Here is a 25,677-nt window from a genome sequence, read left to right as displayed (position 1 = left end):
GTGTCAAAAACCTGTCATGATATCGTCGTAATCTCGGCCATCGATCAATCCACGGGAGACGATGGCATGAGTCAGGAAATCGAGAATCACGACAATCACAATGACAGCGATAATCGCCCCTTTTCTTCCGTCATGGCCCGCTACATGTCGCGCCGGCGCATGTTGCAGGGGAGTCTTGGGCTGGCGGCTGCCACACTGTTTACCGATTTCGGTCTGGGATCTGTCATTCGTCAGGCCGGTGCCGAGCCCGGGCGCCGGCTGACGCTGGGCTTTGAATCGCTGCCGGGCAGCATGACGGACGGCATTGTGGTCCCTGAAGGGTACACCGCTCAGGTTCTGGTGCCGTGGGGCACACCACTGGACAGTAGTGCGGCCCGCTGGCAGCAGGATCTGCGGGTCACACCGGCCTTTCAGGCGCGCGCCATGGGCATGCATCACGACGGCATGTACCATTTTCCGCTGGATACGCAGCACGCCTCACGCGATTTCCTGTTGGCGATCAATCACGAATATATCGATCAAAGCGCCCTCTGGGCGCCGCAGGGCGGACCGACCCACAAGGATGAGGGGGCACGTCCGGCCGATGAGGTGCGTACCGAAATCAACGCCCACGGCGTGGCGATTGTCCGCCTGCGTCGTGACGACCAAGGGCATTGGGGACCCGTAGCCGACGACGCCCATAACCGGCGCATTACCTCGGCCACGCCCATGGCGCTGGCGGGTCCCGTGGCGGGAACGCCCTGGGTGGTGACCGCCTGGTCGCCGGAAGGAACGCATGTTCGCGGTACCAACAACAACTGCGCCAGTGGCTACACACCGTGGGGTACCTACCTGACCTGTGAAGAGAACTGGCCCGAGGTATTCATCAATCGTGGTGAGCTGACGGCCGATCAGGCCCGTCTGGGTATCAATGGCGAGCGTGGCCGCTATGGCTGGGAAAGTGCCGAGCATGGCGAGCAGGGAGAGTTCAGCCGTTTCGATAACACGCCACAGGGTGACGATCCCGCCCGGGACTATCGTAACGAGGCCCGTGGTTTCGGCTACATCGTGGAAATTGATCCCTACGCCCCCGACAGCACCATCTACAAGCGCACGGCGCTGGGACGTTTCCGTCATGAGGGCTGCTGGCCCGGCCGTGTGGTCGAAGGCATGCCGCTGACGTTTTATACCGGTCATGACAGTCGCAACGAATACATCTACAAGTTCGTGACCAAAAAACACTGGCAGCAAAGCGATGCCAATCGTCCCGGCGACACCTATGACCGCCAGGCCATCGGTGCCAGCTACCTGGATGAGGGCACCCTGTATGTGGCCCGTTTCGATGCCGATGGTACGGGAGAGTGGCTGCCTCTGACGGTTGATGCCGTAATTCCTCAGGGCGAACACAAGGGGCAGCGACTGGGAGAGCTGTTCGAGGATCAGGCCGGCATCATCGTCAACACCTGTGACGCCGCTGACCTGATGGGCGCCACCCCCATGGACCGTCCGGAATGGGGCACGGTCGATCCGCAGTCAGGCATGGTCTACATGACGTTGACCAATAACTCAAAACGTACCGATGAAGACAGCTCGGCCAGCTTTACCGGTGAGGGCGATGATGTGTCTGCCATGGGCAGCGGGTATGCCACGGCACCGGTCAATGCGGCCAATCCACGCCCGGACAATACCTATGGCCATATCATCCGCTGGCAGGAGAGTCATGATGATCCCACCCGTATGCGCTGGGAGCCTTTCGTCTTTGGCGGTAGCCCTGATGCGCAGGATGACACCAACCCTTCCGGTCTGACCGACGTCAACGCCTTTGCAAGCCCTGATGGTCTCTGGTTTGACGAGCGTGACAATGGCGAGGGAATTCTCTGGATCGAGACGGATAACGGGCTGGACAAGGGTCGTGAGAACGCGGTGGCCAACATGACCAATGATCAGGTACTCGCCGTGGTGCCAGGCGCCATGAATGAAAAGGGGCAGCCGGCCATCAATGCCGGCAATCAGGCGCAGCTCAAGCGTTTCGCCATCGGCCCCAACGAAGCAGAAGTCACCGGGATTTTTGCAACCCCTGATCGGACAGCGCTGTTTATCAATATTCAGCATCCCGCCAACTGGCCGGCCGCCGATACCGACGATGCCACGCAAACAGCACAGGGGCAGGTGCGCCCGCGCTCATCGACCGTGGTCATTCAAAAGCGCGATGGCGGCATGATTGGTGTCTGACCCCCGGGGGAGCATTCTGGAAAAGGGACTCGGGCCGCTCATGCGGCCCGAGTGCTGTCATGGGCATTGAAGGATGTTGTCAGGGTCGCGCGGCATAGGCATAGAGCAGCGTTTCCTGCGCGCTGATGGCCGCTTCATCCTTGCCCGGGCAGCGTTTTTCATAATGCCCGTCCGGTTGCAGCGTCCAGCTCTGACAGTTGTCCAGCATGTAGGTATCGAGATCCTTTCTGACCCGCTGTGCAATCTTGCGATCCAGCAGAGGGAAGCAGGTCTCGACCCGTTGAAACATGTTGCGCTCCATGAAATCGGCGCTGGAACACCAGGTCTCGGATTTGCCGGCGTTGTGAAAGTGAAAGACGCGGGTATGTTCCAGAAAGCGACCCACCACCGAGCGCACCGTAATGTTGTCCGAGATGCCCGGAACCCCCGGGCGTAGACAGCAGGTGCCCCGGATGATCAGCTGACATAGGACACCGGCCTGGGACGCGCGGTACAGCGCCTGGATCAGTTTTGGCTCGGTCAGGGAGTTGCACTTGACGGTCAGCATCGCCTTGCGACCCTTGCGCGCGTGTGCGGTTTCACGATCAATCAGCTCTACCAGCCGCCGGTGCAGTGTAAAGGGCGCGTGCAGCAGGTGTTCGGTATGGCGCGGCTCACCCATTCCGGAGAGCTGCTGAAACACGTGATGGACATCTTCGCAAAGCGTTTCACGCGCCGTCAGAAGGCTGTAATCGGTATAGAGCTTTGCAGTCTTTGAATGGTAGTTGCCGGTGCCCATGTGGGCGTAATGACGAATCTGGCCGGCTTCGCGACGCACAATATGCAGCATCTTGGCGTGGGTCTTGTAGGCCATGACGCCATAGATCACGTTGGCGCCGGCCTCCTGAAGCCGGGAGGCCAGTGCGATGTTGTCGGCTTCATCAAAGCGGGCGCGCAGCTCGATCACCACCGTGACTTCCTTGCCACTTCTTGCGGCATCAACCAGAGCACTGACTACGCCTGATTCAAAACCGGTGCGATAAAGGGTCTGCTTGATTGCCAGAACGCCCGGGTCTCGAGCGGCCTCGGCCAGCCAGTTTTCGATGACGCCAAACGATTCCCAGGGGTGTAAAAGCAGGATGTCCTGTCGACTGATCATGTCGAACAGGCTTTCATCCTTGCGAAGGGCTTTCGGCAGGCCCGGTACGAAAGGGGTGTAGCGCAGGTCCGCGCGTTCGCTGTCTCCGATCATGGCCATCAGCCGGCTCAGGTTGACCGGCCCGTCGACCAGATAGAGATCCTCCTGTTCCAGCTTGAACTGCTTGAGTAGAAAATCGCTCAGGTGTGCCGGGCAGTTATTGGCAACTTCAAGACGCACGCCATCGCCATAGCGTCGGGCCAGCAGCTCGCTTTTAAGCGCCGAGGCCAGATCCGAGACGTCCTCGGTGTCCATGGCAAGGTCGGCATTGCGCGTCAGACGGAACTGATAGCAGCCGCGGACGGTCATGCCGGGAAAGAGCTGTTCGGCATGGGCATGGATCATCGAGGAGAGAAACACATACTCCTGACATCCTTCACGCTCAAGCTCCTGGGGGAGTCTGATCAGCCGGGGCAGGGAGCGGGGCGCCGGAATGATGGCCATGCCGCCTTCACGCCCGAAAGCGTCCCGGCCTTCCAGTTCGACGATGAAATTAAGGCTTTTGTTGACCAGTCGCGGGAAGGGGTGGGACGGGTCCAGTCCGATCGGGCTGACCACCGGCATGATTTCGTCATCAAAATAGGTCCTGACCCACTCTCTTTGTGACTTGTTCCAGCTGTTGCGACGCAGAAAGTGGATACCACGCTCGGCCAGTGCCGGGATCAGACGGGTATTGAGAATATGGTACTGACGCTCGACCTGTTCGTGAGCGGTGCTTGTGATCTCCTGAAAGATGCTGGAGCTTGAGTGACCGTCCATCCCCGACTCTTCATTGCCATAGGCAATCCGCCTTTTAAGACCTGCCACGCGAATCTCGAAGAACTCATCCAGATTGGAGGAGAAAATCAGCAAAAACTTGAGCCGCTCGAGCAGGGGATGCGTATCATCAAGCGCCTGTTCCAGCACGCGTATGTGAAATCTCAGGGTCGACAGTTCACGATTGAAATAGAGGCCGGCATCATCAAGATCGCGCGACGCATTGGCAGCTGCCCGGGCGCGAATGCCGGCATGGGTATGGTTGATTCTCAGCGTTGAGGCGGGGTCATTCTCGAGTGATGCAGATGATTCAGAAGCCGGGGTAGTGGGCAGTGATGACATCGAGAACTCTCCGGAAAATGACAGGCGCTCCTGGAAAAGAGGTGGCGCATTCATCAGTTTGAGAAACGCTCATGACGGTTTGATGACAGTCACGTCTCCCTGAGTATTCGAGCAGCCTGTCGGGCAAACCAGGTCACGATGCCATCGGCACCGGCACGCTTGAAGCAGCGCAGAGACTCCAGTATGACGGTTTTTTCATCCAGCCATCCGTTGATAAACGCTGCCCTGTGCATGGCGTACTCACCGCTCACCTGGTAGACGAAAGTCGGTACACGCAGCTCCTGCTTGACGCGATACAGTACGTCCAGATAGGGCATTCCGGGTTTGATCATGATCGCATCAGCGCCTTCGGCGATGTCCATGGCCGACTCATGCAGCGCTTCATCGCCATTGGCCGGGTCCATCTGACAGATGGAGCGTTCGGCAGGGGATGAGTCGGTATTGAGGGCAGGCGTGTCATAGTATGAGGCGTATCTCGCCGAGCATGACAGGAGGCGGGTATGCGTTAGTCCTTCGGCCTCAAGTATCTCTCTGATGGCAAGGATGTGACCGTCCATCATGTCGGAGGGGGAGACGTAATCGGCACCCGCTTCGGCATGGCTCAGGGCCTGCTTGGTCAGCGTTTCGACCGTACGGTCGTTGAGGATGCGGCCCTGAGCGTCGAGGATACCGTCCTGACCATGTACGGTATAAGGATCAAGGGAAATGTCGGTAATAAGACCCAGAGTCGGATAGGCGGCCTTGAGTGCACGAAGTGCCCTGGGCATCAGTCCCGAAGCGTTGTAGGCCTCTTCAGCCAGCTCGCTTTTATGATCCGCATCAATGACGGGAAGCAGGAGAATGGCAGGAATGCCCAGTGCGACGAGTTCACCGGCATCCTGCAGAAGCTGGTCGATGGAGAGTCGCTCCACGCCTGGCATGGAGGGGATGTCATCGCGGCGATTGTCTCCTTCCTGAATAAAAACAGGCAGAATCAGATCATCCACGGTCAGCGTGCTTTCACGCATCATGCGACGTGAAAAATCATCGTGACGCATGCGATGCATACGGGTTCCGGGAAATGCGCGTGAGACAATGGCAGTCACGATAGAACTCCTGAAACACGAAAGTGACATAACAAGCATCACTATAATAGCTGGCCTGTCCGGCAGCGGTGACGACGATCGTCGTATTTGAAGAGCCGAACAGGGCTCTGTGACTACTCTCCTGCCAGGAAGGCGGATGTCATGAATCTCATGGGAGCAGCAGCATGAAAAAGCGTGTAGCAGTCGTGATTTCCGGATGCGGATGGCTGGATGGTACCGATGTGCAGGAACTGACGATGGTGCTTTTGCGCCTGGATCAACTTGGGCTTGAGTGGAGCTGTTTTGCTCCGGATGTGGCACAGCATCACGTGATCGATCACACCAGCGGTGAGCCCATGGACGATGTAAAACGTCACGCCATGGTTGAATCCTGCCGCATGGTCCATGAACGAATTTATCCGCTGGACAAGCTACAGGCGAAGGAGTTCGGGGCGGTGATCATCCCCGGTGGGCATGGCGCCATCAATCAGTTGAGCGATTTTGCCGTCAGCGGTTCTTCCATGCAGGTACTCGAGCAGCTGGTCGGTCAGCTTCACGAATTTCATGAGGCCCGCAAGCCCATTGCTCTGATCGGTATGGCAGCCCTGCTGGTGCCCCGGCTCTTTGAGCAGGCCATTCCGGTCACGCTGGGCCAGAGTGCCGAGCTGTCCGGTACCATCAGTGCCATGGGGGGGTTACACAAGAGTGCCAATGTCGGAGAGATCGTGGTGGATATCGAACACCGTGTTCTGACCACGCCTGGCTGGCTCATGGGCAAGCGGCCGTCGGACGTGGCGCAGGGACTTTTCAAGCTGGTAGACCGCATGAACACGCTAATGGAGCAGCCGCGCTGAGGCGCGGCGGATCGTTCAGCTGTCGGTATCGCTCATCTCCACATCATCACGGCCGCCGCGTGGTCGTCGAATGAGGCGGGCAAAGAGAATGCCGATCTCGAACAGCAGCCACATCGGCCCTGCCAGCAGGGTCTGTGAGATCACATCGGGCGGCGTGAGCACCATGCCAACGATGAAGCAGCCGATCACTACATAGGGCCGCTTGGCGGACAGCGCCTGAACCGTGGTCACCCCGGTCAGTACCAGCAGGAAAGTGGCAACCGGAATCTCGAAGGCAATGCCGAAGGCCAGAAACAGCTTGAGCACGAAGGAGAGATAGGCGTTGATGTCGGTCATCACCTGCACATCTGCTGGCCCTGCCGTGGTAAAAAACTGAAACAGCAGCGGAAATACCACGTAATAGGCAAAGGCTGCCCCACCGTAGAACAGCAACACACTCGACCCCAGCAGGGGGAGCGCGAGCTTTTTCTCATGGGCATAGAGGCCGGGGGCAATAAAGGCCCAGGCCTGATAGAGCACAAAGGGAATGGCCAGAAACAGCGATACGATCAGCGTCAGCTTGAAGGGCGCCAGAAAGGGCGAGGCGACTTCGGTGGCGATCATCTGCGAGCCGGGCGGCAGCAGTGCCATGAGCGGCTCGGCCACGAAGGTATAAATCTGATTGGAAAAGGCGTACAGCGCCGCAAACGCGACCACGATGACAATCATGGCGCGCAAAAGGCGTGAGCGCAGTTCAATAAGATGATCGATCAGCGGGGTCTGCGACTGATTATCGTCCTGTGGGCTCATCGATCCTGTTTATCCCTGTCATGGCTGTCCGACACCGATGTCTGCCCGGAAGAGGTCTCGGAGGTTGTCCGCTCGCCCGCCGCAGCCTCGGCCTGAGCGGCTTCGGCAGCCGAGAGCGGGGCAGTGGATGGGTCGGCGGTATTGGCGTGGCGATCCGACAGCGGTTCGGCATCCGCAGATTGCTCCTCGGAGCGCTCCGGCAAGGCGGCGCCTGAAAGCGCCCTGTCAGAGACCTTTCGGCTCGCCGCCGAGGGGTCATCGCCCAGACTTTCGATATCCTCCCGTGCCTTTTTCAGCCCCTGATCGAAGCGGTCCTGCTGACTTTTCATCTTGCGCTGCAGCTCTTCTGCCTCAAGCTGCGAGGTGATTTCCTGCTGAACGCTGGACACCGTGCGCTTGATCTTTCCCAGCCACAGACCGGCCGTACGGGCTGCCGTTGGCAGACGCTCCGGGCCCAGCACCACCAGCGCGATGGCACCGACCACGATCAGCTCGGGAAAACTGATATCGAACATGGCGGATTATTTCCGGGTGTCTTCTTTATCGCGCGTTTCCGTATGGCTATCGATGCTCTCGTGGCCCGGGCGTTCATCATGCTTGACGCGCTGCTGAGGCTTGTTGCCGGCCTCGTCGTCATCGTTGACGGCCTGCTTGAAGCCCTTGATGGCGCCGCCCAGATCCCCGCCCAGATTGCGAAGCTTCTTGGTGCCGAAAATCAGGATGATGATGCCCAGAACGATCAGAAGCTGCCAGATACTGATACCACCCAACATGACGTCTCTCCATTGTGTCCGACCGGACACGGTCATTGTAAATCCGATGCCGCCCGTGGCTGCATCCATCATTGTAATGGTAGGACAGGTAAAAGAAGCAAATGTTACTTCTCGGTACGCGAGGCCTTTTCTTCAAGTCCGGAAATGCCCTGACGCCGTGCCAGCTCTTCAAGCACGCCGCGATGATCCAGCCCAAGATGGGACAGCATGACCAGCGAATGAAACCATAGATCGGCCGTCTCGTTGATCAGCGCCTGTCTGGCAGCATCATCGCCGTGCTCGGCATCACGGGCAGCAAGGATTGCCTCGACTGCTTCTTCACCCACCTTTTCCAGAATCTTGTTGAGACCGCGCTGGTGAAGGCCGGCGACGTAGGAAGTATCCGCGTCACCGTGGCGGCGGCTGGCCAGGCTCTGGTCGAGCTGATCGAGAATGGTGCTCATTGAAATGGGTTCCTGATGTGTCATGCCAGGGCGTGTTCAGGATGGTGAGCGCTTATATCATCACCATCCGCAATCTGTCGATGTTCTCCATGGCGCTCAGCGCCAGATGACCAGTACCAGGCCAATACCGGCCGCGGCCAGTATGCTCCAGTGCTGCTGAAACGCCCACTGGGAAATGGGCTGCCAGGCAAGCGCCCCTGCAATCAATACCAGACCGATCCTGATCCGCCGTGCCCCCTTGCGCACCCCGGAAAAGGAGTTTTGCAGGGTCACGAAGGCAGCGGTCTGCTGTTCGCGGTGCTTGCGCTCGTTCTCGACCTGGGAGAGGGCCTGATGAGCCAGTACCGGCAGCTGCGGCATGCGCTGGGCCAGATCCGGCGCCTGACGCTTGAGCTCCTCCCAGAACCCCTTGGGGCCAGCGCGCTCATGCATCCAGCGTTCCAGAAAGGGCTTGGCGGTATGCCATAGATCAAGCTCGGGATAGAGAGAACGTCCCAGTCCTTCAATATTGAGCAGGGTTTTCTGCAGTAGTACCAGCTGAGGCTGTACTTCCATGTGAAAGCGCTGCGCGGTCTGGAAAAGCCCCATCAACACCTGGCCAAAGGAAATATCCTTGAGTGGTTTTTCCAGAATGGGCTCACAGACCGAGCGGATGGCTGCTGCAAACTCGTTGGCACGCGTGTGTTCACCCACCCAGCCGGACTCGATGTGGAGCATGGCCACTTCGTAATAGTCCTGGCGGAAAAAGGCGATGATATTGCGTGCCAGATAGTCCTGATCCTCTCGGGTCAGACTGCCCACGATCCCGCAGTCGATGGCGATATAGCTGGGGTCGCTGGGGTTACTGACATTCACGAAGATATTGCCCGGGTGCATGTCGGCGTGAAAGAAGTTGTCGCGAAACACCTGGGTAAAAAAGATTTCCACGCCGCGCTCGGCCAGCAGGCGCATGTCGACGCCCTGGGCTTCCAGTGCATCGGTATCAGCCACCGGCACACCACTGACCCGCTCCTGGGTCATGACCCGCTTGCGCGTCAGCGGCCAGTAAATGGTGGGTACATGCAACAGCGGTGAGTGCTGAAAATTGCGTTTGAGCTGAGAGGTGTTGGCGGCTTCCTTTTGCAGATCAAGCTCATCAAAGAGCGTGGACTCGTAGTCCTTGACCACCTCAACCGGACGCAGGCGCCTGGCCTCCGGCCATACCCTTAAAAGCACCCTGGCAAAGGTATACAAAAGCGCAATGTCGTTGCGCATGACGTTATCGATGCCGGGGCGAATGACCTTGATCACGACCTCCTCACCGCTGTGAAGTCGTGCCGCGTGGACCTGCGCAATGGAGGCCGAAGCCATTGAATCGGCTTCGAAGTGATCAAACAGTTCACCGACCGGCGCGCCCAGCTCCTCCTCGATGATCTGGCGAGCGGTGTCGCTGTGAAAGGGCGGCACCTGATCCTGCAGTCGCTTGAGTTCCACGGCGATGTCCGGTGGCATCAAATCGCGCCGCGTCGAGAGCATCTGTCCGAACTTGATGAAAATGGGGCCCAGATCCTCGAGTGCCAGTCGCAGGCGCTCACCGCGTGTTTTATCGCCTTTCGGAAACAGTCGAATGGGCGCGATGGCCATGACAAGACGGGCGTAGCCCGGCAGGCGATCCATTGGGATCAGACTGTCGAGCCGATAGCGGGTGACTACCCAGGCAATACGGATCAGGCGCCATAGCGTCATCAAGAGTGGTGCCCTCGCAGACGACGATTGAGACGTTCAAGCCGGGCTTCCAGCCGGTCCGTCGCAATTTCGAGTTCGGTCAGGTGGTCACGGGCGACATCAAAGCGGCCGCGGCCGGCAAGCCATTGCCCCTCTTCCAGGATGTACTCGCGCAGATCCTGTTCCAGGCTTTTGGAGGAGTGCACGCCAAAATGGCCCAGACGTCGCAGTCCGGTGGCCAGGCTGTGTGCCGGCGCCTCGCCAAACCACTCGGCAAAGGCGCCTTCCCAGTTGATATCAAGATCCATCAGCAGTTCGCGGGCCTGCATCAAAAGACCGAGCTGGCCACGCACGACCAGCCGGTGGCTGGTCATGAGCGACTGGATCGGCATGCCGCCCAGCAGGGCGCCCAGCGTATCGGCATCGATTTCGATGGTGGTGTCGGCGTCCCGGTCTTCGCCGTCGGGCAGTGAGGCGAGCGTCAGGCCGTGAATATGAAAGATCACCAGGACTTCGATCCTGGGGGATTCAAGTCTCAGTAAAAGGCGCTGTCCTGCCATGGCCGCGAGACGGGACGGGGCTGCCGGGTCGCGCGCCAGCAGACGATTCACCGTTTTCTCAACGCCTGCCAGCAGTACGGGGGTCATAAAGGACATCAGCAGAACTGCCCTTGAGGTATGCAATGACGAAAAGTCATGAAATACGCGTGTGTCATGCCATTAACCCTGTCGGGAAAGCGGCCCGGCGGATGTTGCCAGGTGATGGGCATCATCCGCGCGGGACGTTCAGAACTTGATACCGCGGTGCAGTGCCACAACACCGCCGGTCATGTTGGTGTACTCGACCCGCTCGAGACCTGCATTTTCCATCATGGCCTTGAGTGTCGGCTGATCGGGGTGCATGCGGATCGATTCGGCCAGGTAGCGATAGGAGTCGGCGTCGTTGGCCACCCACTTGCCGATGCGCGGCAGAACATGGAAGGAGTACTGGTCGTAGACCTTCTCGAAGACCGCATTGACGGGCTTTGAGAATTCCAGAATCAACAGTCGTCCGCCCGGCTTGAGCACGCGCGTCATCGACGCAAGCGCTGCATCCTTGTCGGTCACGTTGCGCAGACCGAAGGCGATGGTAATGCAGTCAAAGGTATTGTCAGGGAAGGGCAGTGCCTGGGCGTCGGCCTGAACAATCTCGACCTGCGCGCCGATGCCACGATCCATCAGACGATCACGTCCGACCTGCAGCATGGAGGCGTTGATATCGGCCAGTACCACACGACCGGTGGGGCCGACGCGCTCCACGAATTTGGCCGTCAGATCGCCGGTGCCGCCGGCGAGATCCAGTACGGTATGGCCGCGGCGTACGCCTGAACGCTCCATCACCACACGCTTCCAGAAGCGATGAATGCCCATCGACATCAGATCGTTCATGATGTCATAGCGGCGTGCCACGCTATCGAAGACCTGCTCGACGCGTCCGGCCTTATCCTCGACAGGGACTTCCTCATAGCCGAAGTGCGTTGTCTGCTTGTCCATGGCGTTCCCCTGTCAGCGTTTGCAAGTCATGTGTTCTGATATCGTCAATGGCGCTACCTGCCCCCTGGGCACGATGCACCGTCTATCCGGTCGGGAGGGTCGCGCCGGTCGAATGCCATTGTAGCTTTCAGGAGGTCATTTGTCCTGACGCCCATCAGGCGCCCGGATCATTGACGCTGCAGCGGGATGCCCAGCGGTTCGCGTGAGGCATTGGCCTTTTTGAGCTCGTGAAGATAGTCGTCCCACCACAGATCGCGGTTTTCGATCATCTCCCAGAGATAGGCATAGGTATAAAGGCCGCTGTCATGACCGTCATCGAAGTGCAGCTTGAGGGCGTAATTGCCCACAGGCGTAATGTTTTTCAGACCCACGTACTTCATGCCGGTCTGCAAAACGGCCTGCTCCGGGCTGTGGCCTCGCACCTCGGCCGAGGGTGAATAGACCCTGAGCATTTCGGCACTGAGTCGAAAGCTTTGCGATTCACCGTTGAGGTCATAGGTCAGCGCCAGTTCACGACTGCGCTGATGGTAGTGAACGCCGGTTGGCATGGGGGCACTCATGGGACGTCTCCATGATATCAGGTAGCACCGGATGAAGCGCCCTTGCGGGAAGGGCGCTTCATCCTTTTAAAAAAACGGGCGGCCCATGAACGGGCCGCCCTCCAGGATACGCTGTTGGCGTTAAACGATAAAGACGTTTAGAGGATGTAGCGCGACAGATCCTCGTCGCGTGCCAGTGCCCCCAGACGCTCATCGACATAGGCGCCGTCAATGACCAGCGGACCCTGCATGTCGCTACCTTCAAACAGTGCTTCTTCCAGCAGGCGTTCCATGACCGTATGCAGGCGACGTGCCCCAATGTTTTCGGTGCCCTCGTTGACCTGCCAGGCGATCTGCGCGATGCGCTCGATGCCATCATCGGTAAATTGAACGTCCAGCCCTTCGGTTTTCATCAGCGCCTCATACTGGCGCGTCAGCGAAGCAGACGGCTCGGTCAGAATGCGCTTGAATTCACCCGGCGACAGCGCCGACAGCTCAACGCGAATCGGCAGACGCCCCTGCAGCTCCGGAATCAGATCCGAGGGCTTGGAGAGGTGGAACGCGCCCGAGGCGATAAAGAGGATGTGGTCGGTATGGACCATGCCATGCTTGGTAGAGACCGTCGATCCCTCGATCAGCGGCAGCAGGTCACGCTGGACACCCTCGCGGGAGACATCGCCGCCGCTGCCGGACTCGGCACGCTTGGCCACCTTGTCGATCTCATCGAGGAACACGATACCGTTTTGCTCGACGGCCTCGATCGCGCGGGCCTTGAGGTCTTCATCGTTGACCAGGCGCGAGGCTTCCTCGTCACGGACCACCTTGAGGGCTTCCTTGACGGTGATGCGACGCGTTTCCTTGTTCTGCTTGCCCATGTTCGAAAACATGCTGGACAGCTGATTGGCCATGTCTTCCATGCCGGGAGGGGCCTGAAAGTCCATGCCCTGGCCTGCCGGCGACAGCTCGATGTCGATTTCCTTGTCATCGAGCTTGCCTTCGCGCAGCTGCTTGCGAAAGGTCTGACGTGTGGCACTGTCACGGCTCTTGCCACTGTCGTACTCGCTGCCACGAGCAGGCGGCAGCAGGGCGTCAAGAATGCGCTCCTCTGCAGCGTCGTCGGCCTTGTGGCCGACCTGTGCCTTGGCCTGTTCACGGACCAGCTTGATCGCGGCTTCCACCAGATCACGAATGATCGATTCAACATCGCGACCAACGTAGCCGACCTCGGTGAATTTGGTCGCCTCGATCTTGATGAACGGCGCATTGGCCAGTTTGGCCAGACGGCGGGCGATTTCGGTCTTGCCCACCCCGGTCGGGCCGATCATCAGGATGTTCTTGGGCGTGACCTCGGGTCGCAGCGCATCGTCAAGCTGCATGCGACGCCAGCGGTTGCGCAGGGCGATGGCCACGGCGCGTTTGGCATCGGCCTGGCCGATGATGTATTGATCCAGCGCATGCACGATCTCGCGCGGGGTCATGTGTTGGCTGTTGGCATTTTGATCGGTCATGGAAGTCTCGGTCATGATCAGTCCAGTGATTCGAGCGTCACGTTGTGGTTGGTGTACACACAGATATCTGCCGCAATCGCGAGGCTCTTTTCGGTAATTTCACGCGCTGACAGGTCGGTATTCTGAACCAGTGCCCGAGCGGCGGCATTGGCATACTGACCACCCGAACCGATGGTGATAATGCCGTGTTCGGGTTCCAGCACATCGCCGGTGCCCGTAATGATCAGCGAGGCGTTGCGGTCGGCCACGGCCAGCATCGCCTCGAGCTTGCGAAGGGCGCGGTCGGTGCGCCACTCCTTGGCAAGCTCAACGGCGGCCTTGGTCAGATGCCCCTGGTACTTCTCAAGCTGCGCTTCAAAGCGCTCAAACAGGGTAAAGGCATCTGCCGTACCGCCGGCAAAGCCTGCCAGCACCTGGCCTCGGTAAAAACGGCGGACCTTGCTGGCATTCCCCTTCATGACCGTATTGCCCAGCGATACCTGTCCGTCGCCACCCAGGGCGACCTGTTCGCCGCGGCGAACCGATACAATCGTGGTCATCGGCGCTACTCCAATGCGTTGGTGACATGCACCTGGTGACTTGAACGCAAACGGCGCTTGAGGCGCCTGAACTCATCTGCGTTGCTGAAAACTTTCCCATGAAGTGCGGGCGCTCGCGGCTCAAATCAAGCCATGACCACCAGGGAAGTTGTCTGAAGTGTGCAGGCTGGCGTTGATTAGCCCTCGTTTGATAGCGGGAGAGGAAAGGTAGAGCTTCTGAAAGATGGTCTCAAAAAAGGAAAGGGCGCCTGCTGCATCGCAACAGGCGCCCCGGGCTCGGGCGGAATCGCGCCCTAGCGCTGCTGGATCTGCATCGGGTCGATACCACGGGTCTGCATCAGCCCACGAGCACGAGCCAGCTCTCCGGAATCCCGGTAGGGACCGGCCTGAACGCGATACCAGGTCGTGTTATCAGCCGTTTTGACCTGAGTGACCTGCATGACCAGTCCCAGGTCCCGCAGCTTGCCGGCCATGTTGTTGGCATCGCTTTGTGACTTGAACGATGCTGCCTGCAGCATGTAGCTGGGGCCGTTGCCGGCGCTGCTCGCACTCTGCTGTTTGGCAGGCGCGCTCTGGCGGCTGCTGGAGGCTTCATGACGAGAGGCCATCTGTTGGATGGCATCACCGCTGTCGGCGCTGCTTTTCGGCTCGGGCTTGCTGGGTGAGGCGCTCTGTTGTGATGAGGACGCCTTGTTACCCTCGGGATTGCTGACCGAAGCGGAGCCGTTGCTGCCGGCGATGCGCCTGGCGTGCTGCTCGAGCACGGCGCCCTCGGTGCCTGGACGCGGCGCCGAGTTGTAGTCTTCCACGTTCGGTGCAATCACTTCCGACTCGGGCAGCAGGGTATAGAACTCGAACGTCGGCATCTGGTCCTTTTCCTCGGCTGTCGATGCAGACTCGCTGCCCTTTTGCTGATCGCCGCCGTCGGCGCGCTTTTTGGCCACCACGGCGGCCACCTGGTCACGCTTGGGCGGGGCATCGTTGTGGAAATACTGCGCGATCGCAAAGCCTGCAATGATGCCGACCAGTGCCCATAGCCAGCCGGGAATATGGAAGCCGTCGCCGGATTTTGATTTGTTGCGTGATGTGGCGCCCTTGCCCGAGGGCGCCTTTTTGCTCTGGCGCTGTGCCATTTACATCTCCCTGGGGGCCGACACGCCCAGCAGATCGAGGCCGTTGCGCATGACCTGGCGCACCGCCAGACCCAGCGCCAGTCGCGCGTTGCGCAGGTCAGCGTCATCGACCATGACCTTGACGGCGTTGTAACAGGTATGAAATTCGCTGGCGAGCTCCTGCAGATACAGGGCGATCTGCTGGGGCTCGCGCTGATCGGCGGCGCGACGCACCGTCTCGGGCCAGCTGCCCAGGCGATTGATCAGGTCGCGCTCGCGAGCATCCTCGAGCAGGTGCAGCGAGGCGCGCGCCAGTTCGGCATCAAAGGGTTGATCGTTACTGGCGGCCTTCGCCTCGACGCTGCACACACGGGCATGAGCGTACTGGGCGTAATAGACCGGGTTGTCGCTGGACTGCGAGCGGGCCAGATCGATATCAAAGGTCATCTGCGAGGTGGCCGCGCGCGATACCAGAAAATAGCGCGTGGCGTCGCGGCCGACTTCATCGATGAGATCGCGCAGGGTCACGTAGCTGCCGGCGCGCTTGGAGAGTTTGACCTCCTGGCCCGAACGGGTGACCAGTACCATCTGGTGCAGCACGTAGTCCGGCCAGCCCTTCGGAATGCCGGCGTCAAGCGCCTGCAGCCCGGCGCGCACGCGCGTCACGGTAGAGTGGTGATCGGCGCCCTGTTCGTTGATGACGGTGGTGAAGCCGCGCTGCCACTTGTCCAGATGATAGGCGACATCGGGCAGGAAGTAGGTGTAGCCACCCTCGCGCTTTCGCATCACGCGGTCCTTGTCATCCCCAAAGTCCGTGGTCCGAAGCCACAGGGCGCCATCGGATTCATAGGTGTGACCGCCCTGAATCAGACGCTCTACGGTGTCTTCTACCTTACCGCTTTCGTAAAGGTCGGACTCGAGGAAAAAGACATCAAAACCGACCCCGAAGGCCTTGAGATCGAGATCCTGTTCATGGCGCAGCCAGGCCACGGCGAAGGCGCGGATGGCGTCCATGTCATCAGGGTTGGCGGCGGCAGTGACCTGGCGGTCGTCGGCCGTGACGGTCTCGCCCTGCATATAGGCGCGTGCCACGTCCTGGATGTATTCACCGCGATAACCGTCGGCCGGCCAGGCCGGATCGTTGGGCTCTATGCCCTTGATGCGAGCCGCCACTGACAGGGCCAGATTGTCGATCTGGGCACCGGCATCGTTGTAGTAGAACTCGCGGGTCACCTCAAAGCCGTTGGCCTCGAGCAGGCGGCACAGGCTGTCGCCCACTGCCGCACCGCGGCCGTGCCCCACGTGCAGCGGACCGGTCGGGTTGGCCGAGACAAACTCGACCTGCACCTTCTGGCCGGCGCCGTCGCGGTTGCGGCCGAAATCATCACCGGCTTCGAGAATGTCGAACAGCACTTCGCCGGCGGCACTGGTGTTAACGAAAAAGTTGATAAAGCCGGGGCCTGCGATCTCGACCCTTGAGATGGCACTGGAGGCCGGCAGGGCATCGATCAGACGCTCGGCCAGATCGCGCGGTTTCATGCCGGCAGGCTTGGCCAGCATCATGGCCAGGTTGCTGGCGTAGTCGCCGTGGGCCCGGTCACGCGCAGCGTCGACACGGATGTCGGGCTGGGTGCCAACGGGCAGGGCGCCTTCGGCCTTGAGCGCCTCGAGCGCCGTATTGAGCAGTAGGGTAATCGTCTCTTTCATGCTGGCATCTATGGTCGTGGATGGCTGGCCCGACGCATTCGGCCAGGTCTTGAACTGCGCGCCCCGAAACAGAATGTCCGCGCTGACACTGAGGGTGAATCAAACGGGGCAGGCGCTTTGGCGCCCGCCATTATCGTTCAACCGTCGGCAGTGTCAAAACCGGTATTGTGTCCGGCATGTATCAGGCCCCTTGCGGCGGGGAAGACCGGTTCAATACATCTCCTGCGGATCGATATCGATGCTGTAGCGCAGGCGTCTTGCATCGGCCTGCTGCATCATCCATTCGTCCAGCCAGGCGCTGGCTTCATGCAGTGCGCTGCGCCGGTCGGCGCTGAGCAGCAGCTGGGCGTGATAGCGGTTCTGGCGTCGCTCCATGGGCGCCGGGACCGGCCCCAGGCAGTGAACCGCCAGACCCCGTTCGTCGAGCCATGCCCGCATGGCCTCTCCGGCCCGGGCGAACAGCTCGATCACCGCCTCCATGCGCGCGCTTTCACCGCGCATGAGGGCCATGAAGCGAAAGGGGGGCAGGCCGGCCAGGCGGCGCTCGGTCAAAAGCTCTTCGGCCAGAGCGTCATAACCTTCCTCGACCAGTAGCCGAAGGCTCGGGTCTTCGGGGTGCAGGGTCTGAATCAGTACCCGCCCGGGGTGCTGGGCGCGCCCGGCACGGCCGGCGACCTGGGTCAGCAGCTGCGCGGAGTGCTCGAGCGCACGAAAGTCGGCACTGTAAAGTCCGCCGTCGGCATTGACCACGACCACCAGCGTGACATGCGGGAAGTGATGGCCCTTGGCCAGCATCTGGGTGCCGACCAATAGGCATGAGCTGCCCTGCCGAATTTCGTTCAGCGTCTGTTCGAGGGCATCGCGTCTGCGAGTGCTGTCACGATCGATCCGCATGATGCGGGTATCGCTGAAGGCTTCCTGCAACGCCTCTTCGGTGCGTTCAGTGCCGGCGCCCTGTGGCCTGAGATCGGCGCTGCCACACTTCGGGCAGGCATCCGGCACGCCGCGTTGCTGTTCGCAGTGGTGGCAGATCAGCCGGTGCGGATCGCGGTGCAGGGTCATGCGAGCGTCACACTGCGGGCATTCGGCCAGCCAGCCGCACTGATGGCAGGTCAACGTGGGCGCAAACCCGCGACGATTGACGAACACCAGTACCTGGCGCCCGGCCTCGAGATGCTCCCTGATGGCCGTCAGTGCCTGTGGCCCGAGGCCACCGCGCTGAGGCTTGCCGCGCAGATCCACCAGCGACAGGGCGGCCGGTGCGGCATTGCCGGCACGGGTGTTGAGCCGCAGGTGGCGGTAGTGGCCGTCGCGGGCCCGGGCAAGACTTTCAAGCGATGGGGTGGCACTGCCCAGCACGATCGGAACGCCGTCACGCTGGGCGCGAGCAATCGCCAGATCGCGGGCGTGATAGCGCAGGCTGTCCTGCTGCTTGAAGGAGCCATCGTGCTCTTCATCCACGATGATGACGCCAGGAGAGGCCAGCGGCGTAAAGACCGCCGAGCGGGTACCGATCAGCACTGCGGCGCGACCTGAACGCGCAGCCTCCCAGCTGTCGAGACGTTCACTGTCATTGAGTCCGGAGTGCAGGGCAATGACCGGGGCGTTAAAGCGCTTTCGAAAGCGCGACAGGGTCTGCGGCGTGAGACCGATCTCGGGGACCAGCACCAGCGCCTGACGCCCGCGATCCAGCACCGACTCGATCAGTTGCAGGTAGACCTCGGTCTTGCCGCTGCCGGTGACACCGTGCAAAAGCGAGACCCGAAACCGGTCCAGGTCCTGATGCAGTTCGGCCAGCACGCCAGCCTGTTCCCGGTTAAGCGGCAGCGTGGGCTCGGCCAGCGTTTTGGGCGAGCCTGCGCTTGCAGGCGCTGCCAGATTCTCCTCGCGGCAGTCGATCAACCCCTTGTCCTTCAGCGCCTGAAGCTGAGGCCGGTTGAAGCCAAGCGCCGAGATGGCCGAGGCCACCAGCCCCCGCGGATGCTGAGCAATGGCGGCCAGCAGCTCGGCCTGGCGGGGGGCACGTGCGAGAGTCTCCCCCGGTGTCCGGCCTGCTTCGGTGATGAACCAGCGCGCTTGAGTGCGTGCGGCCAGTGGGCGTCCCTGACGCAGTAGCGCCGGCAGGGCACTGCTGAGGGTCTCACCCAGCGAATACTGATAGTAGCGGGCAGCAAAGCGGCACAGCCACAGCCAGTCTTCAGGCAGGGGGGTTCGATCAATCAGGGCTTCAATGGGGCGCAAGCGATTGGCAGGCACGTCACTTTGGTGGCGAATGTCGATGACCACACCGATGACTGACCGTCGTCCAAAGGGGACGCGTACACGCACGCCTGCGACCCAGCCCTGCTCGGGAGCATCGGGGCCTGGCAGGTAATCAAATGCCCGCTTGAGTGGCGACGGCACGGCCACCGCCAGAATCACGCGGTCAGGCCCGGACGTGGACACGATGGGTTGGCTCCAGAAATCAAAAGGGAATGATTCTGCCCGACTGCCGAGGGACATTCTGCGGGCTGCGGCAGGGTAGCACGTTCTCGGCGCCGGCCGTGACATCAGGGCGGACGTGCCGGCTTGTAGTGCTCGTGTATCCCCTGTTATGGCGGGGTAGTCGGCTTGTAGCGGCAGATATTTTTCGTTACGCTTCGCCGAATTGATAATTGATTTTCGATCGAGTAACGACATGTCTCAGGACAAGAAACAGGCAGCGCTGGACTATCACGCTTATCCAATTCCGGGCAAGCTCAGCATCGAGTTGACCAAGCCCACAACCTCCTCGAAGCATCTCGCCATGGCCTATAGCCCGGGCGTGGCCGAGCCGGTGCGTGAAATCGCCCGCGACCCCGAAACCGCCTACCGCTATACCGGCAAGGGCAATCTGGTGGCCGTGATCTCCAACGGCAGCGCCATTCTGGGGCTGGGCAATCTGGGGGCGCTGGCCAGCAAGCCGGTCATGGAAGGCAAGGGCGTGCTGTTCAAGCGCTTTGCCGGGATCAATGCCATCGATATTGAAGTCGACAACGCTGATCCCAATGCCTTTATCGAGACCGTGGCCAATATCGCCTGCAGTTGGGGCGGGATCAATCTCGAGGACATCAAGGCGCCCGAGTGTTTCCAGATCGAGCGTGAACTCAAGGCGCGATGCGATATCCCGGTCTTTCATGATGATCAGCACGGCACGGCCATCGTGACGGCTGCGGGGCTTCTCAATGCCCTTGATATTGCTGGAAAAACGCTGAAGGATGCCCGCATCGTATGTCTGGGCGCAGGCTCTGCAGCGATCGCCTGCATGGATCTGCTGATCGCCTGTGGCGCTGTGCGTAACAACATTCGCATGCTCGACAGCAAGGGCGTGATTCATGATGGTCGTGAGGATCTCAACGAGTTCAAGGCGCGCTACGCCGCCACTACCTCCGAGCGCAGCCTGGATGATGCCATCGACGGCGCCGATGTCTTTATCGGGCTCTCCGGCCCCAATCTGTTTACCGCCGAGCAGCTTCAGAAAATGGCGGCCAACCCCGTCGTGTTTGCCTGCTCCAACCCTGACCCGGAAATTCATCCCGACACGGCGCATGCCACGCGTGATGATGTGATCATGGCCACCGGACGGTCGGATTATCCCAATCAGGTCAATAACGTATTGGGCTTTCCCTTCATCTTCCGCGGTGCGCTGGATGTGCGGGCACGTGAAATCAATGAAGAGATGAAGGTCGCTGCCGTTCACGCACTCAAGGATCTTGCCCGCGAGCCGGTCACGCAGGAAGTCCTGACGGCCTATGAGCTTGATGCCCTCGAGTTCGGTCGTGGCTATATCATCCCCACACCGCTGGATTCGCGTCTGCTGGATCGCGTCTCCTCCGCCGTGGCGCAGGCGGCAGTCGATTCTGGTGTGGCCACGAAGGCTTATCCGTCGCATTACCCGCTGACCAGCGTTGAGGATGTCTACGGCAGCTGACCAGCCGCGGGATCACTTCACGCAAAAACCCCGTCACCCATGGTGACGGGGTTTTTTCATGCAGGTTTCATGGCACCGTGTCAGAGGTCATAGACCACCGACACGGCCGTGGTGGTATCGGTCTTGTGCTGGGCGTCTTCAGGCGGGTCGTCATTGAAGTCGACATCGTAGGACAGACGCATCGCCAGGGCGTCGTTGATGGATACCGTCATCGAGGTCTGGGAGCGCATGATCAGATTGAGTCCGGTGGCTTCCATGACTAGATCCTGACCAAAGGTGGCGGTATCCGAGACCTGCCAGCGATAGTTTAGTCCTCCATAGGCCAGCGCCCGATATTTCTTTTCGTCGCTATCGGTGTAGCTGTCGCGGCGCACACCGGGTCCGGCCTCGACCGAGAGTGACTGGGGCGGCCCACTGAGCAGCTGGCGGCCATACCCGCCGGCCAGTGTGCTCTGGGAGTTATAACCGGCGAAGCGATCCTTGCGCCAGCGTGCCAGACCGAAGAGATAGTTGTCTTCGTCAAGGTCATAGCGCGTGCGCCCGCCAAGGTTATAGTTTTCGGCCGAGGTGTCGTCCTCATCGCTGGCGCTGTTGATGCCGGCATAGAAATTCCACGACCAGGGGCCGTTATACCAGGTCAGGTCGGCATGGGTGCGCAGGCTGGAACTGTTGCTGTTGCCGGAGAGTTTCGTATAGCCCAGCGCGTACTCTCCATCAAAGTCATCATCGGCCTGTTGAGCGCTTTCAAGCGTTGAGTAGCCGGCAAAGTTTTCGTTGTCGGCGGCCAGAGTTTGTCCGGCTGGTGTCATCGTGACGAGAAAAGGGATGAATGGCACAAAAAAACGTGTATAGCGTAAACCCATGATGATGCAGATCTCTTGAATACCGATACGCTGCGATAGCAGCAGTGATGGTCTTGCTCCGGGGCATGGCGCGGTCTGAAGCATTGCCGCCGCGCGAGGGCAGTTTGCCCGGAAGGTGTGGGGGCTACACGAGGTTTGGGGTCACGTTTTGTGAGGCATGATGTCTTCGTTGGCCAAAACGTTGAACGTCGTTAGAAGTTGTAAACCACCGAGGCAGCTGTCGTGCGATCGGTATGGGCATCCGCTTCACGCGGCGGATTGGAGTTGCTTTTGATGTCGTGGGATACCCGAAGCGACAGGCTTGAATTGATGGCCACCGAAATGGCGGAGTAGGAGCGAAGGGTGACATTGTCCTCTGCACCTTCCACCGAAAATTGCTGGATAAGGCTTGCGGTATCGGAAATCGATATCGAATAGTCGGCGGCCAGGTAGCCCAGCAGCATGTGTCGGCTGCCGCCGCTTTCGTAATCGTCGAAGCGATAGCCGGGGCCGGCTTCCAGCGACAGGGCCTGAAGGTCGGTGTCAAAGATCTGACGGCCATAGCCGATGATGGTCGTGAACTGATTGTCGTAGCCCGAAAAACGTTCCTTCTCGTAACGTGCCAGCCCGAACAGATAGTTGGGAGAATCTCCAAGCGAGTAGCGCTCACGCTGGCTGAACAGATACTGCTCGGCAGTGGTGTTTTCGCTGTCCTTGACGTTTTTCACCTCGGCGCGGGTGGTGTGCGTCCAGGCCTGGTCGTACCAGGTAATACGGCCCTTGCCGAGCAGGGTTTCGGTATTGGTATTGCCGGACAGCGCCGTGTAGCCAAGCTCGATGGCCCCTGAAAAGGGCACGGCATCATCGCCTGGAGGCGGCGGTGCATAAAACAGCGAATCGGCAGCCCTGGCACTGTCATACCAGCCCAATGCAATGACGGCCAGCACAAGAACGCCGAGGCTTCGACGACAGGCCCGGTGCCGGTGAGGCAGGGTTGCCATGTCAAATGCGGTCGTGATGGTGCTGTTGGCGTGAACGGGTAGGTTCATGGTCATGGATATCGTTGCGATTTAAAGACCTGTCCGGGCAGGGCGCCCGGACAGGTAGATGAGGGTGATCAGAAAATGGCGTCGTAACTGCCTGTTCCCTGAGAACCGCTTTCCGATTCAAGCTCAGGGCGAATCGAGCGCGGCTGATAGGGCGGCAGATTATCCTTCCGGAAGATTTCGGTAATGCCGCCGCTGTCTTCATCGTGCAGGCGTTTACCCGTATCCGGGTCAATGCGCACGGTCACGATGTCGTCAGGCGCACTGGGCGCGGCTTCGGGCGTCCCCTTGAGGACGGTGCCCATATAGTCCTTCCAGATGGGCAGAGCGGCCTGAGCGCCATACTCGGCAATGGTCTCGTTGCTGTCCTTGCCGACCCAGACGCTGGTCACGACGTTGTTGTTGAACCCCGAGAACCAGGCGTCACGCTGATCGTTGGTGGTACCGGTCTTGCCGGCGATATCACCGCGATTGAGCGACAGTGCGGCGCGACCGGTACCGCGCTCGATTACATCACGCATCATGGTGCGCAGCATGTAGACCGAGTCCGGCGAGGCCACACGTTCGGCGATCGGGTAGGTGCGATCATCAATGGTGACAGTGGCGTCCATCGGATCACACTCGCGACAGGCGGCCGGCGGATTGGTCTCTTCAAGCAGGTTGGGGCCATCCTCGCCCTGGCTTACGCGCTCGATAAACCACGGCTTGATGCGAAAGCCGCCGTTGGCGATCTCGGCATAACCGCGGGCAATTTCCAGCGGGGTCAGCTCGGCTGTCCCCAGCGCCAGCGACAGGCCGTGCGGCAGGCGCTTGCGTTCAAAGCCCATATTGACCAGAAAGTCGATGGTGTTGTCCAGGCCGACCGACTGCAGGGTGCGAATGGTCACCAGGTTGAGTGAGCGGTAAAGCCCCACGCGCAGTCGGGTCGGGCCGCCAAAGCTGCGCTCGGAGTTCTCCGGGCGCCAGGCATCCTGATTACCAACACCGGCCTGAACGATCGGCGCATCGTTGACGATGGTGGCCGGGGTCATGCCATTTTCAAGCGCGGCCAGATAGATGAACGGCTTGAAATTGGAGCCGGGCTGGCGACGGGCCTGGGTGACGCGATTGAACTTGCTGTTGGCAAAGCTGAAACCGCCCTGCAGGGCTCTCAGGGCGCCGGTCTGCGGGTCCAGCGAGACCAGAGCACCTTCGGCCTGGGGCATCTGTGCCAGGCGCCAGCCGTCGCCGCGGGTGCGCTCCATGATGCGCACCAGATCACCGCGTTTGGCGATCTGTCCGGCACTGTTGGGGGCCGCGGCCCTGCCACGTGGGCTCAGGTAGCGTGCCGCCCATTCAAGGCCCGGCCACTCAATGGTAATAACCTCGTCATCGTCATTGAGCACGCGCATGGTGCGACCATTGGTGTTGATCACGATGGCCGGCTGCAGCGGGCCCAGACGCGGGGTGGCATCCAGCACGCGCTGCCAGTTGCTGACATCGCCGTCGACGCCCGGAACCGACGCCTTGCTGCGCGCCGCCGCCTCGCGGGCGGTGCTTTCGACTTCCGGTGATTCTGAAAGTTCTTCCTCCAGCCCGGCCCGGTCGGTGTTGTCCTGAGCCTCGGACAGACTGGCCGGAATATCGCTCTGCTCGGCGCCACGCCAGCCATGACGGGTGTCATAGTCCACCAGACCATTGACCAGCGCATTGCGAGCCGCTTCCTGCATCTTGCTGTCAAGGGTCGTGACGATGCGGTAATTGCCCGTATAGGCCTCATCGCCAAAGCGTTCCAGCGCGTACTGGCGCGCCATTTCGGCCACCCAGGGGGCCTGGACATCAGGCTGGGCATGATGGCGCCTGGTTTCGATCGGGGCTTGGACGGCGTTCTGATAGGCCTGCTGGTCGATCATGTCGAGCTGATGCATGCGCAGCAGCACCCAGTTGCGGCGAATCAGCGAGCGCTGGGGGTTGCTGATTGGATTCAGGCTTGACGGTGCCTTGGGCAGGCCGGCGATGGTGGCAAGCTCCGGCAGGCTCAGCTCGTTGAGCGGCTTGTCGAAATAGGCTTCGGCGGCAGCCCCCACACCATAGGCGCCCTGGCCCAGATAGATCTTGTTGACATAGAGCTCAAGGATCTGCTGCTTGGACAGGATCTGTTCCATCTGCAGCGACAGCAGGATCTCGCGAATCTTGCGGGTAAAGGTCTGATCCAGGGTGAGCAGGTAGTTACGGGCCACCTGCATGGTAATGGTGCTGCCGCCAGAGCGAATGCGGCCGCTGGTGCCCAGCTCGAGTGCGGCACGCAGCAAACCGCGCGGGTCCACGCCCGGGTGTTGATAGAAGCCGGCATCTTCGGCGGCCAGCAGGGCATTGATGAAGTTCTGCGGAATCTCATCTCCCTTGACCAGCTGACGGCGCTGGGCGCCGAACTCGCCGATGAGCTTGTCGTCGCGGGTATAGACCCGCAGCGGCATCTCGAGCTGATAGTCCTGCAGCTGATGAACGTCGGGCAGGCTGGGGGCGAAGTAGAGCGCAGCGCCAGCTACAGAAAGTGCAATGCCCGCCGTTATGGCAAGCAGCAGGAAGAAGAGATGAAAAACCAGGCGCTTGATGAACGTCATGTAACACGTGTTCCGTCGATGAGGCGGGCTTGAGTGCGCAGGGTATCGGTGACCGTCTGGCGTCGTTGCCGAAGACCGCGCTGAAATATGGCACTAGCAAGCCGGGCATTATAAGTAGCCGGCGCCAGGGCGACCAGCGTTAATGGGTAGTCGAGCACAGAGTGCATGCTTTTAAAACCGTTTAAAG

General features: G+C 60.4%; 21 protein-coding genes. 3 read left to right on the top strand and 18 right to left on the bottom strand.

The window, feature by feature from the left end:
• The first annotated feature begins 66 nt into the window (after positions 1-66).
• Positions 67-2,211 carry a PhoX family protein gene (locus B9G99_RS02605; protein ID WP_086620623.1) on the top strand — a complete coding sequence of 715 codons (2,145 nt, stop codon included), beginning with the start codon at positions 67-69 and terminating at the stop codon, positions 2,209-2,211.
• A 79-nt stretch (positions 2,212-2,290) separates the two neighbouring features.
• Here the strand turns inward: B9G99_RS02605 and ppk1 are convergent, their stop codons facing one another.
• Both ppk1 and hemB read right to left on the bottom strand, forming a co-directional pair.
• A complete protein-coding gene (ppk1, locus tag B9G99_RS02600) occupies positions 2,291-4,486 on the bottom strand; it encodes a polyphosphate kinase 1 (RefSeq protein WP_086623242.1) in 2,196 nt (731 codons plus the stop codon).
• An 89-nt stretch (positions 4,487-4,575) separates the two neighbouring features.
• The gene (gene hemB / locus B9G99_RS02595) at positions 4,576-5,571 is read right to left on the bottom strand and encodes a porphobilinogen synthase (RefSeq protein ID WP_227875900.1); all 996 of its coding nucleotides are present in this window, start codon (positions 5,569-5,571) and stop codon (positions 4,576-4,578) included.
• A 164-nt stretch (positions 5,572-5,735) separates the two neighbouring features.
• On the opposite strand from hemB, the gene elbB reads away from it, so the two are divergent.
• Complete coding sequence (elbB, locus tag B9G99_RS02590) at positions 5,736-6,404, top strand: isoprenoid biosynthesis glyoxalase ElbB (protein WP_086620621.1); 669 nt, start codon at positions 5,736-5,738, stop codon at positions 6,402-6,404.
• 15 nt (positions 6,405-6,419) lie between these two features.
• Here elbB and tatC read toward each other — a convergent pair whose 3' ends face one another.
• From tatC to B9G99_RS02525, 13 genes are all read right to left on the bottom strand, one after another.
• On the bottom strand, positions 6,420-7,193 hold the full coding sequence (gene tatC, locus B9G99_RS02585; protein WP_086620620.1) for a twin-arginine translocase subunit TatC: 774 nt from the start codon (positions 7,191-7,193) through the stop codon (positions 6,420-6,422).
• A complete protein-coding gene (tatB, locus tag B9G99_RS02580; RefSeq protein WP_086620619.1) occupies positions 7,190-7,708 on the bottom strand; it encodes a Sec-independent protein translocase protein TatB in 519 nt (172 codons plus the stop codon). The genes tatC and tatB overlap by 4 nt, the downstream gene beginning before the upstream one ends.
• Positions 7,709-7,714: 6 nt before the next feature.
• The gene (gene tatA, locus B9G99_RS02575; protein WP_086620618.1) at positions 7,715-7,966 is read right to left on the bottom strand and encodes a Sec-independent protein translocase subunit TatA; all 252 of its coding nucleotides are present in this window, start codon (positions 7,964-7,966) and stop codon (positions 7,715-7,717) included.
• Positions 7,967-8,070: 104 nt separating this feature from the next.
• On the bottom strand, positions 8,071-8,409 hold the full coding sequence (locus tag B9G99_RS02570) for a phosphoribosyl-ATP diphosphatase (protein WP_086620617.1): 339 nt from the start codon (positions 8,407-8,409) through the stop codon (positions 8,071-8,073).
• A gap of 96 nt (positions 8,410-8,505) precedes the next feature.
• On the bottom strand, positions 8,506-10,134 hold the full coding sequence (ubiB, locus tag B9G99_RS02565; protein ID WP_086620616.1) for a ubiquinone biosynthesis regulatory protein kinase UbiB: 1,629 nt from the start codon (positions 10,132-10,134) through the stop codon (positions 8,506-8,508).
• Complete coding sequence (locus B9G99_RS02560; protein WP_086620615.1) at positions 10,134-10,769, bottom strand: ubiquinone biosynthesis accessory factor UbiJ; 636 nt, start codon at positions 10,767-10,769, stop codon at positions 10,134-10,136. Before B9G99_RS02560 ends, ubiB begins: the two co-directional genes overlap by 1 nt.
• 129 nt (positions 10,770-10,898) lie before the next feature.
• Positions 10,899-11,645, bottom strand: a complete 747-nt coding sequence (gene ubiE, locus B9G99_RS02555; protein WP_086620614.1) for a bifunctional demethylmenaquinone methyltransferase/2-methoxy-6-polyprenyl-1,4-benzoquinol methylase UbiE — start codon at positions 11,643-11,645, stop codon at positions 10,899-10,901.
• 167 nt (positions 11,646-11,812) lie between these two features.
• The gene (locus B9G99_RS02550) at positions 11,813-12,205 is read right to left on the bottom strand and encodes a gamma-butyrobetaine hydroxylase family protein (protein WP_086620613.1); all 393 of its coding nucleotides are present in this window, start codon (positions 12,203-12,205) and stop codon (positions 11,813-11,815) included.
• A 137-nt stretch (positions 12,206-12,342) separates the two neighbouring features.
• Positions 12,343-13,707: an ATP-dependent protease ATPase subunit HslU gene (hslU, locus tag B9G99_RS02545; RefSeq protein ID WP_227875899.1), complete on the bottom strand. Its 1,365-nt coding sequence runs from the start codon at positions 13,705-13,707 to the stop codon at positions 12,343-12,345.
• Between the two features lie 2 nt (positions 13,708-13,709).
• The gene (gene hslV / locus B9G99_RS02540) at positions 13,710-14,231 is read right to left on the bottom strand and encodes an ATP-dependent protease subunit HslV (protein WP_086620612.1); all 522 of its coding nucleotides are present in this window, start codon (positions 14,229-14,231) and stop codon (positions 13,710-13,712) included.
• Between the two features lie 293 nt (positions 14,232-14,524).
• Positions 14,525-15,364 carry an SPOR domain-containing protein gene (locus B9G99_RS02535; RefSeq protein WP_086620611.1) on the bottom strand — a complete coding sequence of 280 codons (840 nt, stop codon included), beginning with the start codon at positions 15,362-15,364 and terminating at the stop codon, positions 14,525-14,527.
• The gene (argS, locus tag B9G99_RS02530) at positions 15,365-17,050 is read right to left on the bottom strand and encodes an arginine--tRNA ligase (RefSeq protein WP_086620610.1); all 1,686 of its coding nucleotides are present in this window, start codon (positions 17,048-17,050) and stop codon (positions 15,365-15,367) included.
• Positions 17,051-17,260: 210 nt separating this feature from the next.
• On the bottom strand, positions 17,261-19,495 hold the full coding sequence (locus B9G99_RS02525) for a primosomal protein N' (protein WP_227875898.1): 2,235 nt from the start codon (positions 19,493-19,495) through the stop codon (positions 17,261-17,263).
• Positions 19,496-19,727: 232 nt separating this feature from the next.
• Here B9G99_RS02525 and B9G99_RS02520 point away from each other — a divergent pair, with 232 nt between their 5' ends.
• Positions 19,728-20,999, top strand: coding sequence for a malic enzyme-like NAD(P)-binding protein (locus B9G99_RS02520; RefSeq protein ID WP_086620608.1), 1,272 nt, complete (start codon positions 19,728-19,730; stop codon positions 20,997-20,999).
• A gap of 80 nt (positions 21,000-21,079) precedes the next feature.
• Here B9G99_RS02520 and B9G99_RS02515 read toward each other — a convergent pair whose 3' ends face one another.
• The 3 genes from B9G99_RS02515 to B9G99_RS02505 all read right to left on the bottom strand — a co-directional run bounded on the left by B9G99_RS02515 (position 21,080) and on the right by B9G99_RS02505 (position 25,490).
• On the bottom strand, positions 21,080-21,862 hold the full coding sequence (locus tag B9G99_RS02515; protein WP_158521426.1) for a DUF481 domain-containing protein: 783 nt from the start codon (positions 21,860-21,862) through the stop codon (positions 21,080-21,082).
• A 191-nt stretch (positions 21,863-22,053) separates the two neighbouring features.
• Complete coding sequence (locus tag B9G99_RS02510) at positions 22,054-22,890, bottom strand: DUF481 domain-containing protein (protein WP_227875897.1); 837 nt, start codon at positions 22,888-22,890, stop codon at positions 22,054-22,056.
• 68 nt (positions 22,891-22,958) lie between these two features.
• Positions 22,959-25,490 carry a penicillin-binding protein 1A gene (locus B9G99_RS02505; protein ID WP_086620606.1) on the bottom strand — a complete coding sequence of 844 codons (2,532 nt, stop codon included), beginning with the start codon at positions 25,488-25,490 and terminating at the stop codon, positions 22,959-22,961.
• Positions 25,491-25,677: the final 187 nt, after the last annotated feature.

The organism is Kushneria konosiri, from assembly GCF_002155145.1.
GTDB classification, from domain to species: domain Bacteria; phylum Pseudomonadota; class Gammaproteobacteria; order Pseudomonadales; family Halomonadaceae; genus Kushneria; species Kushneria konosiri.
This window is presented reverse-complemented; position numbering and strand designations above follow the sequence as displayed.